Origin of the sequence: Flavobacterium sp. (assembly GCF_013823965.1) — a bacterium.
Taxonomy (GTDB): Bacteria; Bacteroidota; Bacteroidia; order Flavobacteriales; family Flavobacteriaceae; genus Flavobacterium.
Map to the genome: position 1 here is coordinate 1 of NZ_PNNA01000081.1, position 19019 is coordinate 19019.

Consider the following 19019-nt stretch of genomic DNA (forward strand, 5'->3'; position numbering starts at 1 on the left):
GATAAGTGTAGTTAAGGTATGCTTAGCCTTCGGGTCTTTTTGAAAATATTGTACTAACCGAGTGAAGTGATAAAATTTAAGCATAAATATTGGTTAGTCTATTAAGTCTTGGGATATTTCAATAGGTTACAATAATATTTTTTTGGTGTGTTTTATAACAACTTGAGTAATTTACAAGTTAACTTATAAAAAGATTCGTCCATATCTATTTATAGAAGGAATATCAAAATGTATTTTAAGAATTAGTTAGATATAAATTGATTAGATAGTTTTACCGTTTCAACGCAAAATGCCCTTTTACAACCCGACCGTCTTCCAGTTGTATGGAATACCAATAATCCGTGGCTGGCATTTTCTGACTGTTGAAAGTGCCATTCCAACCTTGAGTTAGTGGACTGATTTGTTGGATTAACTTGCCATATCGATCGAAAACATAGATTATTGTTTTTGCATTGAAGAAAGTATTTACCCCTTTGATGTTCCAAAAGTCGTTGTGTCCATCATCGTTTGGAGTGAAAAAATTCGGAATTCCCAGAACTGCCACTTCTTTTGGTGTTACACCACAGCCATTCAAGTCTTTGACAAAAACGGTGTGAATTCCAGCACTGACATTGGTGAAAATATTTTCTGATTGAAAAACTCCAAATTCATCATCCAGATTATAAACATAATTTCCAGAACCTGTAACAGCAACAGAAATACTATTGGATTCAGCTAAATCTACAATATTTACATTAATTATTTTAGCAATATCTGAAGCTATAACGGTAAGGGTTCTCGTTCTGTAACATCCCTGATTATTGGTTACTTTTACGGTATAGAGTCCGGCCGTGTTTATAGTTAAGGTGTTGTTTGTTGCTCCTGAAATAGCTTTTCCATTGAACGACCAAGCATAAGAATAGTTATTTGTTGCTGAACCATCTAAGAAGCCTGCATCCAAATTTTTTGTAAACGTAGGTAAGTTGCTGCAGACTAATTCATCTCCCAACAAATTGATTTTGGGTACTGGAAATACAACAAAAGGTAATGTTAATGTTGCAGTACAAGTTGTGTTTACTGGATTTATCACTTCAACGCTCACGTTTTGGGTTTCCGTAACAAAAGGATTAGGTAATGGACTTGGTAATGGATTATTATTCGAGTCAAAATACTTGACTATCATTCCTGTCTGGGCTCCCAAAATTATGTTTTGAAAATTAGAGGTGTCAAATGCAAATTTCCCATCTTGTAAAGAGGGGTTGGCTTCATCATCACAAGCCGTTGTTAAGGATAGTGCTACTGGAAAAGCTTCTGGTAAATCATCAACTACAAATTGTATAGTCGAATTGTATGAACAAGCTTTTGATGTAATATTGGTAATGGTAACTTTTAACGTTTGAGAAGTGGTCAAAAAAGGATTAGGCAACGGACTAGGTAAAGCTAAATTGTTTTGGTCAAAATAAGCCACAGTTACATTAGTTAAACCATTCAATAATTGCGATTGTAGGTTTGTTGTATCAAAAGCATATTTCCCATCTTGATCATCATCGCAATGAATTTGTGTCAAGTCTTGTACAATAGGAATGTGCTCTACATTCAAGGTAATGTGACTTCCTAATCCTAAACAATCATTATTAAGTTGACTATCTACTCGAATATAGATGTTTTGTTTATTGGGATAACCAATGTTTCTATAATTCGAAATATCTGTTATAGCATTTTTCTCTGCCAAAGCATCTGTAAGATTTCTAAAATAGCGAATGTCTAACAATTGACCTACTGGAAATATATTCAGAACATCATTCGTCACGGTACTAAAATCAAAAGTTGCAATCCCATCGGTATTTGTGCCTAAAATAGCGTCGTCACATTTGGTAAAAGTCTTTGCGAAATTCAAAGGAATTTGTGTGGTGGAAACAATAAGATTCAGTTGTGTTATTCTAAAACAACCATTTGCATTTATAACTCTTGCATAAATCACATCATTACTTACAATTTGATTGGTATAACTTGTTGTATTGATGATTGGGTTGCTATTGTTTTGAGCTTCTATTTGCGTTTTGAAAAAAACGATTGTTTCTGTTGTAGCGTTTGCAGTTATTTTGTTAATGGCTTCTTCTAAATTAAACACACTAAAACCATCAATATTATCATCGCATTGTTTTAATGAGACTACACTAGTGATTTCAGGCAAAGCCAAAACTTCGATTTGGAATAAAGACAATGCAAAACAATTTACATTATCTTTATTAGTCATCTTTACATAAATTGTTTCAGAAACATTGGCATTGGTGTAAGCATTTGGAGTCGCAATCAATTCACTTAAAGCTGAATCTTTGTAATATGAAAGCACAAACTGACTAGCGGATTGACCGTTTAAAATTGCCGTAGCATTTTGTGTCAAATCAAAAACAATATGGCTGTCAGAGTCTGTTCCAACGCTGGTATTGTCACAACTTCTGATTTTTGGAACAATGGCACTTGGTTTTGGAGAATCAAAAACATTAATATCGAAACTAGTCGTGCTTTTGCATTTGGAATTCGAATTATTACTTATTTCAGCAATAATAGTTTGTGATTGATAAGGTGTTGTGTTTACATAATTATTGGGCGTTGCAATTGCTTTTTTATTGGCATAATCGATCGCATTGCCATAATATATTATCGAAAATAAGTTGGGGTCTTGACCATTGAGTATTACTGGGTTTTGGTCAGTTAAATTAAAATTATATAGCCCATTATTGTCATTATCACAAATCAATAGATTTTGTGGTTGTGATGCAATGGGAGCTTCGGAAATAATTATATATCCAGTTTTTGTAATTGTACCAACAGCAGTTGTTGCTGTAACCGAAACTTTATAAGCTCCTGCATTTGTATATAGATGAGTTGGATTTATTGTATTAGAAGTAAAACCATCGCCAAAATCCCAACTAGCTGATAAAATAGTTTGATCACTAATTAGAGACATGGAACTATTGTTGCCTAAACAAGCATCTTCGAATTCAATTTCGGCTGTAAAAAAGAAGGATTGATTGAAAGAGGGAAGCCCTAAATAACAAGATTTACCTCCCAAATCTACAACTGAATTTTGAAAATCACATCCTAAACCCAACACATCAGGCTTGTTAATTACACTTAAACTTGAACTCCCAACAGATGATAAATAAATTTTGCGATCTGGTCCAATTTGTAAAGCTCCCAGAAAACCATATGATGTTGGTATATCTATTTTAGACGATGCTATATTTGAAGCTGTTAAATCAAATTGATAAATGTCACCTAAACTTTCGCTGGTAACATATAAAATTTTACCATTTGGAGAAAATTCAACCCCATAAAAATTATCCCAAGAACTCATGCCAGTCATAATCACACGAGGATTTGAAATAATTCCTGTGACCGCATTGAAATCGAGTAATTCTACCATTTGAAAACCAGTATGACAAATTGCTAATTTTGTGCCATCAGGGGATAATTTCATAATGCCTTGTGAGACACTCCCATATATACTTGCACCTAAATCAATACCAATATTAGAAATTATCGGAGAACTGCTGACTCCTGAAGGTGTTACTAAATGGGAATAAAATGTATTATTAATTCCGTGGGTTAAAACCCAAAAATCTATTCCATTTGCGTGTTTTACAATTGAAATTTTTTCACAAATAGGAGTTTGAATTAAAATGTTTTTAGTTGTAATGGCGCCTAAACCATTATCTAGCGATATGTCAATAACAGAATAACGAAATCCATTTAGGCCTCCTTCTGCATCAATTGTAAATACATAAAATAAATTAGTAGAACCAGGTTTTTGAATGATGGTTGCCGATTGACTGCTTGAATAGTGGCCTAACAATCCAGAACCATTTTGCATTACTTGATGGTTTTTATTCCAAACTGTCGAACCATCAGTATAAAACAATAATTGTCCTGAAGCATTTGATAAAACTGCACAACCCTCATCCGTAATCATTTGACTATTGGTCAATGCTACTGGACTACCACTATTAAAATCTATTCCTGCATTGATACCAAAATACCAAATATTGGCCTCACCTTGAGAGAAAATTTTTAGGAAAAAAAATAGTAAAATAAAAAGAAGTAGGTTTTTTTTCATTTTCAACAAAACAATAGGCGTAAAAATACGCATTTTCCTATAGAAAAAATGCAATTATTGAAATTGATTTTTAGCTGTTTAGCTAAAGCTGCTTACTTGATTACTTTTGTTTTTCTAATCAGCATCCTTATCTTCAGTCTCTTCCAAATCTTCTGATTGACGTCCTATTTTTACTTTCGGGTTATCTTTGTTTCCTGTAATGGTCATTGGAATTCCAAGTATTCCCAATGGAGGCAATCCCAATCTCATTTTGATGTTCAACTTTCCGTCCAAACTTGTGGTTCCTTCAATTCTTGGTCGGAATCCGGCAAATTTAAATTTGAATCTCTCCAAAGTGATGATGTTGTTTTTGATGGAACTTTTAATTTCTACCTTGGATAATTCCGGATTTTTCATTTCGCCTTTTCCCGTTTTTTTGGCTACAGCACCAAACATTTTCATCCCGTGCATTTTGATGTCTTTTACAGAGACAACTCCATTTCCGACTAAGGATGGATAAACGGGTTCCATATTGGCATTCAAACGTCCTTTAAGTTTATAGTCCAACGAAATTGTTCCTTGCGCTTTTTCGGCGGTACTGGCCATTTCACGAAACATTTTTATCTCGTTGTAAGCTCTTTTGATGTTAAAATCACTGGCTTTGATATTGTACTCGAAATTTGCTTTTTGAGGAGTGCTTGCTTGGTATTTTGCATTCATGTTCACGATGCAACCTATTAAGTTGAAACCTGTATTTTGCATCGTCAAAACGCCTTTTTTAATAGTCATTGTGCCTTTTGCTTCTTTTAATTTGAGTTCATTAAAGTCAACTTTATGGGCATTGGCTTGAAATTTCAAATCAAAATTGGATGGAATTACAATCACGCCGGTTTCTTCCACAGTGGTTGGTTTTACTTCCGTATTGGGTGTGTTTGTTGTCGTGTTAATCGTTGTTTTAGACATAAACTCGTCGGCATTGACATATGTTGAATTTAGTGTAAAAGCACCTCGTAAAACGCCTGTTTTTGTCGTGACAAAATTGAACACGTTTTGCAAATATCCATTCATTCTGAAGTCTGATTGTCCATAAGCAGCCAAGAAATTGTTGAAAGACATTTTGTCCTGGTTGATTTTGAAAACGCCTTCCTTGATGAGGATTTTTTTCGGAAGATATTCTGTTGCAATCAGGATATTTCTGAGTTCCAATGTTCCTTTGTTGTTTAGTTTGCCGTAATTTCCTTTTTCGGCATCACTTTGTTTGCCTTTCAAGGCTAAATCAGCTTTAACGAAACCATCCACGTCGAGTCCTTTTTGGGAGAAAACTTTGTAAATTTTACTAATGTCAAGTGTTCCTTTTGCCTTGATGTCATAAACAAGATTGTCAAAATTTTCCAATTGAGCTTCCACAAATACGGGTTTGCCTTCGAAGGTGAATTCTGCGGGTTTTAAAGTTATTTTCAAATCCTCGAATGTCCCTTTTTTATTGTTTATTGTAGTCAGGATATTGATGTTGGTAATCGGATTGGGATAATATTTCGTCTTGACATAGCCGCTTTTCAGGTTGACGTTGGCATTGGTAATCGGGAAAACCTTGTGCTGCGGGTCGTATTTTCCTTTGGCATTTCCTTGACCAACCAGCATTCCTTTTAGTTCGATATCTGGAATCCCCAATGCTTTGTTCAGTTTTTCCAAATCTATTTTGGAATTGAAAACAGCATCTATTTCAGGAATATCCATCCCTTTGACGTATAGTTTTGCTTTCAAATAATCCTGATTTACATTTAGAGAAACGTTTTTGGTATTGACAATCAAGAGTTCCGGTTTCAACGAAGGCAAACTTGTGGACAAATCCAAGTTTAGGTTCGAAACGGGGAAGGCACTTTTGTCATAATTTATAAATCCCTCTCTTATCTTGAAATCCAGGTTCAAGTTTGGAGCCACTTTTTCTGACTCGATATATTTCCCTTTTAGGGTAAGAAGTAAATCGGTTTTTCCCTTGATTTCTGTTTTGCCAAGCCAAGTAATGTATTTTGGAGGAAAAGCCGTGAACAAATCCTGAAGGTTGCTGTCGGTCGATTTTATGACAAAATCCATATTGTAACCGTCTTTCAAAAAGTCAAATTTTCCCTTGAAATCCACGGGAAGCTGGTTAATCATCAAATCGTTTTGTTCAAAAACAAAGGAAAGCGAGTTGATGTTTATTTTCGTAATCAAATCGGCATCTACTTTTTTGTTCATCAAATACTGCTCATTGGCATAGAGTACATTGAGTTTGTCAATTTTTGCTTTGGAAGATAAATCAAAGATATCTTGACTCAAATCCCCTTTTCCAAGATAATTAAACCCAAAAGCATCAAAGTGCAATTGGGTCGATTTGTCGTCATAAGTCATTTGACTGTTGATGATTTCTATTCGATCCAGTTTTATGGCTGCAGATTCTTCGTTTTCTTTTTCGACTTTTTTCTCGGCAATATAAACGTTGTAATTGGCTAATCCGTCTTTGTTGACTTTGATGTTTATGGTTGAATTCGAAAGATAGATTTCGTCAATTTTTATGGATTTTCCAAAAATGAGACTTGAAACGTTAATTCCGAAAGACACTTCTTTGGCATTAATAAATCTTTCTTTTTGAAATGGAGCCGAACCGTTGAGTTTAAAATCATTCAAGGTCAAGGTCAAGGACGGAAAATGTTTGAAGAAAGAAACACTCATATCCGAATAGTTCATTTCTCCTGCCAAATTTTTGTTGGCCGTTTTTTTGATCTCTTCTTTGAGTCTGTCCGAGAAAATGATTGGTGTCACAAACATCAAGGAAAGAATTACAGCCAGTCCTATTCCTGTGTATTTAATTGTTTTAACGAAAACCAACTTCAAATGAATAGTGTTCATATTTAATGTCTTGGTGTAATTATTTGATTTGCAAATGTAATAAGATTCTGGTCAAAAAACAGCATTTGTAAAGCTTGTAAAAGCTATAGGATGCTGTAAAGTCTTGTTTTGTAAACTAATTATGCGTCAATATAAAAAGATGAAATAGTAAAAATGTACTTTAAATTTTGTTAGTTCTCTTTTTGGTCTTCAATTTTAGTGTTTACATCTGAATAATGATAATTGCGTAAAACGAGGATTATAATACGTAAAAATATATTTTTATAAAATAGCAATTAGTTAGTTTTGGAAAAGGATATTTATATTCAAAACACAAAAAGAGATTCTTAAACTACCAAAAACCAAAAAAATTATTAAACAAAATTAATTATGAAGAAATTTTTCAAAAAAATCTTGTTCGTTTCTGCATTGCTATTAGGATGCGGAATGATACATGCACAATCCGTTACCGGAAAGGTATCAGATTTTGCGGGACCTTTGCCAGGGGTTAATATAGCCGTACAAAATTCCAAAATTGGAACAATCACGGATTTAGACGGTAAGTTCACTTTGAACAATTTGCCAAAAGAGGCAGTTATAACAGTTAGTTATCTGGGGTATACATCGCAAAAAATTGCCCTGAATGGTCAAACGTCAATTAATGTAATTCTTGTTTCGGACAATGTCGATTTGAAAGAAGTTGTTGTCGTTGGTTTTGGATCTTCCAAGAAAAAGGACATCACGGGTGCCATCGCAATTGTTGGTTCAAAAGAATTCGAAGGAAGAGCGAATACAGGAATAGGTAATGCTCTTGAAGGAAAAGTTGCCGGTGTTCAAATCACGAAACCTTCAGGTCAACCACAAGCCGGTTATACCGTAAGAGTTAGGGGAACATCGACAATCACGGCTGGAGCAGAGCCTTTGTACATTCTTGACGGAATCCCTACTACTTCAATAAATGAAATAAGTCCATCGGATATTGAGACAATGACTGTGCTTAAAGATGCTTCTTCGGCTGCTATTTATGGTGCAAATGGTTCCAATGGTGTAATTCTCATTACTACAAAAAGAGGTGGGAACCAAAAAACAAAAGTAACATTGGATGCTTATACTTCCTCCTCGACCGTTTCAAAAAAACTAGATGTCCTGGATGCTTCCCAATACAAAACTTTAATGACCGATATGGGCCAGACTACGGATTGGAACAACTATCCTTATAACAATAATTGGCAAGACAGAGTGTTAAGAACTGCCATGTCTACAAATTATGCGCTGGGAGTGTCCGGTGGTGACGAAAAAACGAATTATTATCTTTCAGGAACGTATCTTGATCAAGAAGGAGTTGTAATGACGAATAAAGTGGAAAGATATACCTTTAAGGTGAATCTTGATCACAAAATAAGTAAATCAGTAAAAGTGGGTTCCAGTATTGGTTACAGCAAATGGAAAGATGTTGATGTTAACGAAGCTTGGAAATACGGAGCGGTTTTAGCATCGATTACAGGTGCACCAGTAACTGATGTTTATGATGCTGATGGGACATTTTCAATAAACCCATTTATTTCTGATCTTGAAAATCCGGTTGCCTTGCTTTTAAAAAATGAGCATTCTTACGAAAATTATAAATTTAACGGTAATATTTACGGAGAAGTCTCCTTTTTGAAATACCTCAAATTCAAATCAATGTTTGGATTTGAACAATTGAATAGCACATACAATTCTTGGGTTGATCCTTACAGAAGTAGAGAAGGTAGAGGATTTAGTGGTTTGGCATCTTTGTATAATAATCAAAACACGTTATGGAATTTTGAGAACACGCTTTCTTTTGCAAAATCATTCGACAAGCACAATTTCAATGCTTTAGTGGGTTACATTGCTTCAGAAGCAGAAAGCTCTTCGGCTTCTATCAATGCAAGAGGATTTGGTTCGGCAGCAGTACAAACAGTGAATGCAGGATCTACAAGAACCGCTGGTTATAGCGAATCCAAAGGAAGAAATGTAGCCGCAATCGGAAGAGTAAATTACAGTTATGATGATCGCTATTTATTGACAGCCAATTTCCGTGCTGATGCTTATTCAGGATTTGGAGTAGACAACAGATGGGGATATTTTCCTTCATTTTCAGGAGGTTGGAGGATTTCTAATGAAGAGTTCTTTAAAGACGTAGAACTTGTAAGTGATTTGAAATTAAGAGTGGGTTGGGGTGAAGTAGGAAATGGTCAAGTTGGTCCTTTTTCTCACTATGGCTTGGTAACTCCTGGAGCTCCTTATGTTGTAGGAGGTTCAGTTGTGCCGGGTTCAAATCCTACAACACTTGAAAGTTCAAATCTTAAATGGGAAACTACGCAACAAACCAATATTGGTATAGATATTTCATTGTTGAAAAATCGATTGACAATCATCAGTGATTATTACATCAAGAAAACGGATGAAATGTTGCTTAACAAAAGAATCCCTGCCAGTACAGGTTTTACCACGGCATTATTAAATGTTGGAGCAATGGAAAACAGTGGTTTTGAATTTACCGTAAGTTCAAAAAATATGGTAAATGAATTAAAATGGAACACTGATTTTAATATTTCATTCAATAAAAGCAAAATCACGAGTCTTCCTGGTGGAAGCATACAATTAGGACAACTTAATAATGATGGTAGAGGGTTGGTTGCCATTGCACAAGAAGGACAACCATTGGGGACTTTTTATGGTTATATTTCTGAAGGAGTAGATCCTGCAACAGGATATATTAAATACAAAGATATAGATGCTAGCGGTGATTTAAGTGATGGCGACAAAACCATTATTGGTAATGCAAACCCTAAATTCGCTTGGGGATTGGCTAATGATTTTAAATATAAAAACTGGTCATTAAACATTTTCTTCCAAGGTGTTCAAGGAAATGACATTTTTAATGCTACCAGAATTGAAACCGAAGGAATGTATAATGCAAACAATCAATTGACCACAGTACTAGACCGTTGGACTACGCCAGGTCAAATAACTGATATGCCAAGAGCAGATTTTGCAGGAGAGCAAAATGTAAAAGTTTCATCAAGATATGTAGAAGATGGTTCTTATGTTAGGTTGAAATCATTAACTTTAGGATACAGTCTTCCTGATGGCATAGTGAGTAAATTGAGTATGAGTAAAGCACGTTTCTATTTAACTGCAGAAAACTTATTTACTTGGACAAATTATTCAGGATTAGATCCAGAGGTTAGTGTTTATGGAAGAAGCGGCGACAACTCTTTGAAAAACATAGCTCCTGGTATAGATTACGGAACCTATCCACAAACTAGAGATATTATTTTTGGTTTAAACCTTTCTTTTTAATCACATAAAAAAAACAGTATGAAAAATATATATAATAAATTAAGGATAGTAGGTTGTTCTTTGATAGTTGTTGCGCTTTCTTCGTGCAGTTCGGACTTCTTGGATGTAGCTCCTACATCTGCACTGACAACTGGAAATGCTTACAATTCAGCTCAAGATCTTAACAATGCACTAAATGGTGCCTACAGGTCTTTTTATGACGAATATTATCAGTGGGACAATGTGCTTTTAGGAGATGTTCGTTCCGATAATTCTTATAATGCCAATGGTGATTCTCCGGTTGATGCTTACGACAAATTAAACATTACAACGAGCAACAATAGGATGATGGCTAACTGGAGCCAGTTGTATACTGGAATAGCTCGTGCCAACATTATTTTAGAAAAAATAAAAAATGTTGATGATCCCAATTTGGATAAAAATAATTTGAGACAAAACATCATTGGACAAGCCAGATTTTTGCGTGCTTTTCATTATTTTCAATTAGTAAGAAATTATGGTGGTGTACCAATTGAATTAAATTCTAATTCAACAGATCCAGGGAAAATTAATTTGTCGCGCTCGACTGAAAAGGAAGTTTATGATCAAATTGATGCTGACCTTCAAATTGCTTTAGCCAACTTACCAGATTCTTATGCTGGCGGTGTAAGCGAAAGTAAAATTCGAGCCACAAAAGGAGCTGCAAATGCTTTATTGGCAAAAATTTGGGCACAAAGAAGCGATAGAGATTATACCAAAGTATTAAAATATTGCAATGACGTAATCAATAGCCCAGCTGGATATGGTTTGGTTGCAAATTATGCCGACCTTTTTGATGGTGCCCATTATTTCAATAAAGAATCTATTCTAGAAATCTCTTTCTTGGGAGGAAACTGGGATGTTTCCAACTGGGGTGTCCAATTGTTTTTGGGACCAGAGGATGGATGGCAAAAATACGCCACTCCCACTAAAAATTTAATTGCCGCTTACGATGCCGAAGGGGACGTAGTTCGTAAAAATGCCAGCGTCGTTTTTTGGAATAACCTGGACTGGGCTGACGAAAACTGGAATCCTTGCGGAGACAAATCGATAGCTGTTCCATTCCCATACAAAGAAAAACACGCTGATGGATGGAATAGTGGAGACCACCCGTATTTATTGCGTTTGGATGATATTATTTTGTTGAAAGCCGAAGCTCAAAACGAATTGGGAGATTTAGCAGGATCATTGGCAACAATTAAACTAATTCGTGACAGAGTTGGTTTGACAGTACTTACAGCTACTTCAAAAGCGGACATGAAAACTAAAATATTAAACGAAAGAAGATTAGAGTTGGCTTTTGAAGGCGAACGTTGGTATGACTTAGTTCGTGCTGGTGTTTGTACTACAGTGATGAATTCTTTGAATGAAGTTAAATACACTTGTGGTTCTGGAACACCAAGTGCTCCAATTAGCATCAACTACAACTGTACCAATGATAAATGGTTGTGTCCAATTCCTCAATTGGAAAGAGATACAAATCCTAATTTGACTCAAAATCCTGGATATTAGTAATTCATTAATAGATGTTTGTTTAGTATTTTAGTTTTGAATACTTCGGAGATTTTCTTCGAAGTATTCTTTATTTTTTATCCAATATTAAAATGCAGTTATGCACTATAAATCAATGGCTTTTCTAAGTTTTATTATACTGACTTTTCTGGTTTCTTGTTCCGGTTCCGGTCAAAACAATCCAATTCCTGAAATACCACCTACTGATATTACGCCACAACCCGTCCTTTCCGGAAAGATGGTCTATCATAGTTATTCCTGCTATAGTTGCAATGATTCAAAAATGTTTCTTTATGATTTCAGTACCAATGAAAGAACGGTTTTGAGCCAAAATTGGACCATTTCAAATCCAATGAATGCCCATTTTTCGCCTGACGGAACAAAGATTGTGTTTATGGGAATTTCACAAACCAATAATAGTTGGGATATCTTTATTTATACTTTAGGAACGAATAATCAGCCAACGAATCTTACCCAAAATTCTTTGGGACGTGATGAAGATCCAAAATTTTCATTCGATGGCACAAAAATTATTTATAAGACAAATGGCATTCTCAAAGAGATGAACACCTCAGGAACTATTTTAAAAACGTTCACCGTTCCCAACTCCGAAGCTTCGATGCCGTATTACACAACCGATGGAAACAGTATTGTATATTCAGGAAATGAATCCAATAATTCAACTGCGGATATTATAAAACACAATATTTTAGACGGTACAACGCAGTCATTGGCCAAAATGGTAAATATTAATGAATATTATCCAATAGTTATTGATGCTGATACCTTTTTGTTTAGCCGATCGACCACTAGTGACCAAGTTTATTTGGGATATTTTAATGGGACAACAGCAATAAAATTACCTTTCAACGAATCAGATTCAGATTTTTCGGATGCCTACCCAGTTGACAACCACATCATATTGCTTTCCAGTACCAAAAAGGGTGGACGAGGAGAGTATGATTTATATTTAGCAGATAAAATTACGGGCAAAAAATGGTCTTTAAACCTTTACAATCCCTATATTAATAGTGCCAACAACGAATTGGGAGGATGTTATTCTCCTTTGTAAATCACAAAAAATTAACTTTATGGAACGTTTCCTGATTATTTTAATAGCACTTTTTGTCCATTCAATTACAGCTTACTCGCAGAAGAAATCTTCTTTCGACGAAAATAAATTACAAATTAATTGGGAATTGACAACCAATAATTACAATAAAGAGGAAAAAGTACTGACATCTTTGAAGTTTACAAATACCGGCAAAACCTTTTTTCCGGCTTCGGGATGGACAATTTATTTTAACTATAGCCGTAAAGTTGCTCCAATTTCAAGTTCACCAGATTTTGTTGTCACACACATAAATGGAGATATTAGCCAGCTTAAACCTACCAAAAATTTCAAAGGATTAAAACGAAATCAAACTGTTGATTTTTCATTTCTTTCCAATGGGAAAATTCTCAATCTCACCTATGCTCCCGCAGGATTATATATAGTTTGGGACACAAATCCCGAAAATGGATATTCCATAAAAAACTATATTTTGAAACCAATTTCGGATTCATCCGTTGATTTTGTCACCGCCGAAACTACTTATAGCAACAACAAATCAATAGAAAACATTCCGGTTGAAAATTTGCCAAAAATCTTCCCTTCTCCAAAATATTTTAAGTGTAATGAAGGAAATTTTGTCTTGGATAAAAACGTCAACATTCAGTCAGATATAGAATTTGTAGGCGAAGCCCAATATCTTTCGAATGAATGGCACAAAATTATTGAAAGCGAACTTTTTATTAATACCGATAGTTCTTATAGCAAACAAATTGTGCTTAAAAAAGCAGATTTAAAAAACGAAGAATACATTCTTGATATTCAATCCAATAAAGTTGAAATTTCAGCTTCATCAGGCAGCGGAATTTTCTATGGAATTCAATCATTGAAATCGCTGTTACCTGCGGAATCTTGGGATAAAAAATCAACTTCAATTGTTATTCCCAATTGTTACGTAAAAGACGAACCGCGCTTTGAATACAGAGGATTTATGTTTGACGTGGCTAGAAATTTCCAAACTAAAGAAACCATTTTCAAAATGCTCGACGCAATGTCTTTGTATAAAATGAACAGTTTTCATTTTCATTTTAGCGATGATGAAGGCTGGCGAATTGAAATTCCTTCCTTGCCGGAACTTACTGATGTTGGAGGGAATCGTGGGCATACAACGGACAGCAAATCATTCCTGCCGTCTTCTTATGCATCAGGGCCAAACACGGGAGTTTATCCAGGAAGTGGCTATTATTCGAGACAAGATTTCATCGAAATATTAAAATACGCCACCGAAAGGCACATTCAGGTAATTCCAGAAATTGAATCGCCAGGACACAGTCGAGCAGCGATTAAAGCGATGGATTCAAGATATAATAAGTTTATGAAACTTGGAAACAAAGTGGAAGCCGAACGTTATTTGCTTCGAGATTTGAATGACAAATCCGTTCACTCATCAGCGCAATTGTGGAAAGACAATATTATGTGCGTGGCTTTGCCGTCAACCTATACTTTTATGGAAAAAGTAATTGATGAAATTTTGGCAATGTACAAAGAGGCCAATGCGCCTATTTCCACGATTCATCTTGGTGGTGACGAAGTGCCTTCAGGAACTTGGGAACTTTCGCCTTTGTGCAACAAACTAATTGCCGAGGATGATAGACTCAATTCCACGGATGATCTTTGGTATTACTATTATGATAAATTAGAAAAAATAACGGCAAAACGCAATCTTGTCGTTTCCGGTTGGGAAGAAATTGCGATGCGTAAAACAGTTTTAGATGGCAAAAAAATCTATGTTGCCAATCCTGATTTTGCCAATAAAGGATTTCGAGCTTATGTTTGGAACAACGGAATTGGTTGGGGATCTGAAGATTTACCCTATAAATTAGCCAATGCAGGTTACAAAGTCGTGCTTTCCTGCGTAAGTAATTTGTACTTTGATTTGGCTTACGAAAAAGCCGCCGATGAGCCTGGATATAATTGGGCTGGATTTAACAATATCGACAAGCCTTTCTATTTTATCCCTTTCGATTATTACAAAAACACCAAGGAAGACACAGACGGAAACCCAATCGATTCGAGTTTGTTTAACGGAAAAGAACGTTTGACTGATTATGGAAAGTCCAATATTCTTGGAATTCAAGGGCAACTTTTCAGCGAAAATGTTCGAAATACAGGAATTTTGGAATACTTGTTATATCCAAAATTATTGGCATTGGCCGAACGGGCTTGGGCTCAAAGTCCTTCTTGGGCAACGGAATTGGATAAAAACAAAAGCGAAAATTTTTATAACAAAGATTGGTCTGTGTTTGTAAATGTTCTCGCCAAAAAAGAATTACCTCGTTTAGATTATTATTCTGGGGGATTTGGTTATCGCATTCCGCCAGTTGGAGCAATTATAGAAAATGGAAAAGTATTTGCCAATATTCAACAACCGGGATTCACGATTCGATACACGACTGATGGTTCTGAACCAACAATCAACAGCGAAATTTACAAAAATCCAATTGCAGAAAAAGGGAAAATCACGCTTTGTGCATTTTCCAGTAACGGCAGAAAAGGAAAATTAACGGTAATAGAAAATAAATAATTACACCTTATTTGGCATTGGCTTTTCTATATTGCAAAGGAGTGCAGCCGTGTATTTGTTTAAATAATCTTGACAGGTTTTTGTTGTCATTGTATCCTAATTCAATGGCAATTTCATAAATTGACTTTTCAGATTCAAGAATTCTGTCTGAAAATTTTCGAATTCTTAGAAGGCAAATGTACTTATAGACTGCAGAATCGGTTACTTCAAGAAATCTTTTTTCAAGTGCTCTTCTGGAGATAGATACTGTTTTCAATACATCTTCTACATTGATGTTGTTTTCAATGTTTTGGTGAATAAAATTTAGTGCCTTGGCAATTTGTTTGTCCGTGGTAGCGCAAATATCTGTAGATTGCCTTGTTATTATCGTTGTGGCGTTTACAATGATGTCATAGGGTTTTTGGTCTTTATGCTCTATGAGTTGGCGCATCAATTTTGCCGCTTCATAACCGCCTTGCTCCGTGTCCAACCCAATGCTCGACAAAGGAGGGTCTGATAAATTGCAAGTAAGTTCATCGTTGTCAACGCCTAAAACGGCTACTTCTTCCGGGATTTTTATTTTAGAGTGTTTGCAAGCTTCGGTGATGTTTTGTGCTCTTTCATCGTCACAAGCCATAATGGCAATAGGCTTTGGTAATTTCGTCAGCCATTTACTCAATGCCGAAGGTTTGTAAAACCATAATTCACGGGAGGCAATTTTTTTGGGACTAAAAAAATGAACTTTTTCACCATGTTTCTTCACGGAATCTTCAAATCCTTCAGCTCTTTCACGAGACCAAACAATATTGTCGAATCCATAAAAAGCAAAGTTTTTATAGCCCTTGTTTATGAAATATTTCGCACCCATTTGTCCGGTTTCAAAATAGCCTCCAGTTATGTTTGGGAACTCTTCAAAACGTTCTTTAAAATCTTCAACAATAACCGGAATTTTGGTTTCAACGAGTTTTTTTATGTCGGCATGGTTATAAAATTGGGCAATTATACCGTCTGCTTTCCAATCTTTGGCAAACTGTATGACATGATCCATGCTAAGGTCTTCTCTATATTGCAACGGCATTCTACAGAACATCCACGGGCCTTTTTCTTTTGAATATTTTGTAACTCCTTTTAATAGGCTTTTCCCGTAATCTTCGGTAAAATCAATTAGTAAAATTATTTTGTACATGGATTTAGTAAGCTTTGAATCCTCAAAGTTACTTAATAAATTATCATCAAAAAAACGTGCATTTTTTTTTGGAGCCATTTTTTTGCTTGTTTATTAGTGTTTTATCCTTTCGAATAATAATTCTGGTTCATTTGTGGTAATGAAATTAAATCCATTTAAAAGGAGCCAGTCCATGTCGACAGCATTATTTACAGTCCATGCATTCAAGGTTATGTTGTTTTTCTTTGCGTCTTTAATCCATTCAGGATGATCTTTGAAAGAGGAAAAATGATAATCGGCTCCACTGATTCCGTCTTTTTTTAGTTGCTCAATTGATTTATCGTCTTCTAAATACTGAGTGGAAGCTTTTGGATTCAACTCCATTATTTTTTTAAGAATATCATAATCAAAGCTGATGAATACAACCATTTCCTGCGCTTTGAGCTCCTGGATTAATTGAACTGTTTTTGCGGCAATTTGAATTCCTCTTTCTTTACTAATTCCAGATGGTTTTATTTCGCAGACCAATCTTGTGGCATTGTTATTTTCAATTCCTGCTAAAATATATTCTTTTAAAGTGGGTAATTTTTCTCCATTAGATAATTTAAAAGTAGATAAATCAGTATAATTTGTCTTTTCTATTTCGAGAGTATTGTAATGAGGATCGTGATTGACCACCAATGAATCATCGGCTGTCATTCTAACATCAAATTCTGATCCTGCACATTTTATAGCAATGGCTTGTTTGAGTGCAGCAATGGAGTTTTCAGGAAGATTATTTTTCTTCCAAGCGCCACGATGAGCGATTACTGGATTGCTATGAAAACGAATTGCATTTGTAGTTGTTTTTTTTGCTAAAGAACAACCTAATATAAAAATTGCAATTAGTAAGACATATATTTTTTTCATCTGTAAATATTTTTATTACAATAAAAAACGCTAAAAGTTAATCTATTGTATGTGTTTGTTCATCAATATTCCAACCCGAAATTACCAATTGTGTTTTAGTGTTTGAAATCAAATTTTTGGGAATAATACATTTGATTGTTCTTTTTTCATTAGGTAAAACACTAACATAATTATCGTCCCAAAATACTGGAAAAAGTGTATTACCTGAATTATCAACTATTTTTAGGTTTGTAAAAAAAGCCGTTTTTGAATTGGTGTTTTCTAATGTCACCTGCAATTCTACATTTTTTCCAATGGTTTTGGTGGCAATTTTAGTGACAATTTCAGATTTTGGCAACTCATTTAATTTGGTGAAATCGGCATATTCCTTTAAAGGCGTGTTTCCCCAAAAGGTTTTCTCCCAGTCGAAAACATCTTTTTTGTTGGACAACCAATAAAAATTGGAGGCTATTTGGATTCCTTTTTCGTCGAATAATTTCAAATCCAAGAAAACACCTTCGGAATAATTATCCAATTTAAGAATGGGTTTAGACGTAATAGAATTGATGTCAAATGGAACAGTTTCTGTCTTTAATAATTTGGAATTAAAATCAAAAATTTGAATTTGTGCTTTGAGATTTTTCTCTAGATTCAAGGATTCATTTACCGCAACAATTTCATTTTTGGCATAATCATAAATCAATTGGTTGATGTTGTTTGCTTTTCGAGTAGCATAATAACTGGATGTCGGCAACAAATAATAATCATACAATTGCCAGTAAAACGATGGCCAAGCCGAGTTCAACATCCATTGAATAAGACCTGTCGATTGTGGAATTCTTGCCCTAAATCCTTCAAACATTCCGCTCATTGCTTCATATGCCAATGCGTCAGATTTCTTCAGGTAATCCTGTAAGTCTTTTGCTTTTCCGTACCGATTTTCTAGATTAAGGGTGTTGACATCCAAATTCCTGAACGCCACCGCGGAATGGGTGCAATGATAATTCCAAGCTTCATTTATGGGCCAAAGTTTGTCTTCTGGAATCATTTTTTTGATGCTTTCCAAGGAAGGAATTGCAGCTCCGGGAGAAGTTTCGGTGTTGAAACCAAAAGCGCCTCCGTTTTTTGTGTCTTCAAACCAATAATTGGGTGAAACATATTCATAAGGGCCATTCATTTTTACGCCAACGGGGCCGCTTACTTCGCTAGTTCTTGTTCCTGCGGTCAATAAATAAGGGCGATTGTCTATTTTTGCTATCAGGTCTTTGTATTTAATTTCCAATTCGGGTTTTGGTAATTTATCACTTGCCAGAAACCAAACAAAAATACTCGGGTGGTTTCGTAACCAATGGATTTGGTCGCTCAAGGATTCGAGCGCAAGGTTCACATCAGCTTCCGTTTGGATTCCGCCAAAAGCATCACAAGGTTTGCCCAAATATTCTTCCCATTCCCATTGACAACTCCAACCCACCATTGCCAAAATACCATATTTGTCGCACAAATCATAAACGTCTTGCGATGTTCCCCAAATACTTTCAAATCGCAA

The 19019-nt window shown here is 35.2% G+C and carries 9 protein-coding genes; 4 read left to right on the forward strand and 5 right to left on the reverse strand.

Translation table 11 applies throughout. The annotated features are described in order from the left end of the window. Positions 1-271: 271 nt before the first annotated feature. Both C0430_RS09400 and C0430_RS09405 read right to left on the reverse strand, forming a co-directional pair. Positions 272-4099, reverse strand: coding sequence for a T9SS type B sorting domain-containing protein (locus tag C0430_RS09400; protein WP_290868714.1), 3828 nt, complete (start codon positions 4097-4099; stop codon positions 272-274). Positions 4100-4213: 114 nt separating this feature from the next. Further along, on the reverse strand, positions 4214-6967 hold the full coding sequence (locus tag C0430_RS09405) for an AsmA-like C-terminal region-containing protein (protein WP_290868717.1): 2754 nt from the start codon (positions 6965-6967) through the stop codon (positions 4214-4216). Between the two features lie 369 nt (positions 6968-7336). On the opposite strand from C0430_RS09405, the gene C0430_RS09410 reads away from it, so the two are divergent. The 4 genes from C0430_RS09410 (at position 7337) to C0430_RS09425 (ending at position 15441) form a co-directional block, all read left to right on the forward strand. Then, positions 7337-10276, forward strand: a complete 2940-nt coding sequence (locus tag C0430_RS09410) for a TonB-dependent receptor (protein WP_290868720.1) — start codon at positions 7337-7339, stop codon at positions 10274-10276. Positions 10277-10294: 18 nt separating this feature from the next. After that, entirely contained in the window at positions 10295-11806 is a 1512-nt protein-coding gene (locus tag C0430_RS09415) for a RagB/SusD family nutrient uptake outer membrane protein (protein WP_290868724.1), read from the forward strand. A 100-nt stretch (positions 11807-11906) separates the two neighbouring features. Beyond that, positions 11907-12878, forward strand: a complete 972-nt coding sequence (locus C0430_RS09420; RefSeq protein WP_290868727.1) for a hypothetical protein — start codon at positions 11907-11909, stop codon at positions 12876-12878. A 19-nt stretch (positions 12879-12897) separates the two neighbouring features. Next, positions 12898-15441, forward strand: a complete 2544-nt coding sequence (locus C0430_RS09425) for a family 20 glycosylhydrolase (RefSeq protein WP_290868730.1) — start codon at positions 12898-12900, stop codon at positions 15439-15441. A gap of 7 nt (positions 15442-15448) precedes the next feature. Here the strand turns inward: C0430_RS09425 and C0430_RS09430 are convergent, their stop codons facing one another. From C0430_RS09430 to C0430_RS09440, 3 genes are all read right to left on the reverse strand, one after another. Then, a complete protein-coding gene (locus C0430_RS09430) occupies positions 15449-16606 on the reverse strand; it encodes a DNA-binding transcriptional regulator (RefSeq protein ID WP_290868733.1) in 1158 nt (385 codons plus the stop codon). 93 nt (positions 16607-16699) lie between these two features. Then, positions 16700-17494 (reverse strand): glycerophosphodiester phosphodiesterase family protein, encoded by a 795-nt coding sequence (locus tag C0430_RS09435; protein WP_290868736.1) that lies wholly within the window; start codon positions 17492-17494, stop codon positions 16700-16702. 37 nt (positions 17495-17531) lie between these two features. Further along, positions 17532-19019: hypothetical protein (locus C0430_RS09440; protein WP_290868739.1), on the reverse strand; the 1488-nt coding region annotated here is incomplete at its 5' end.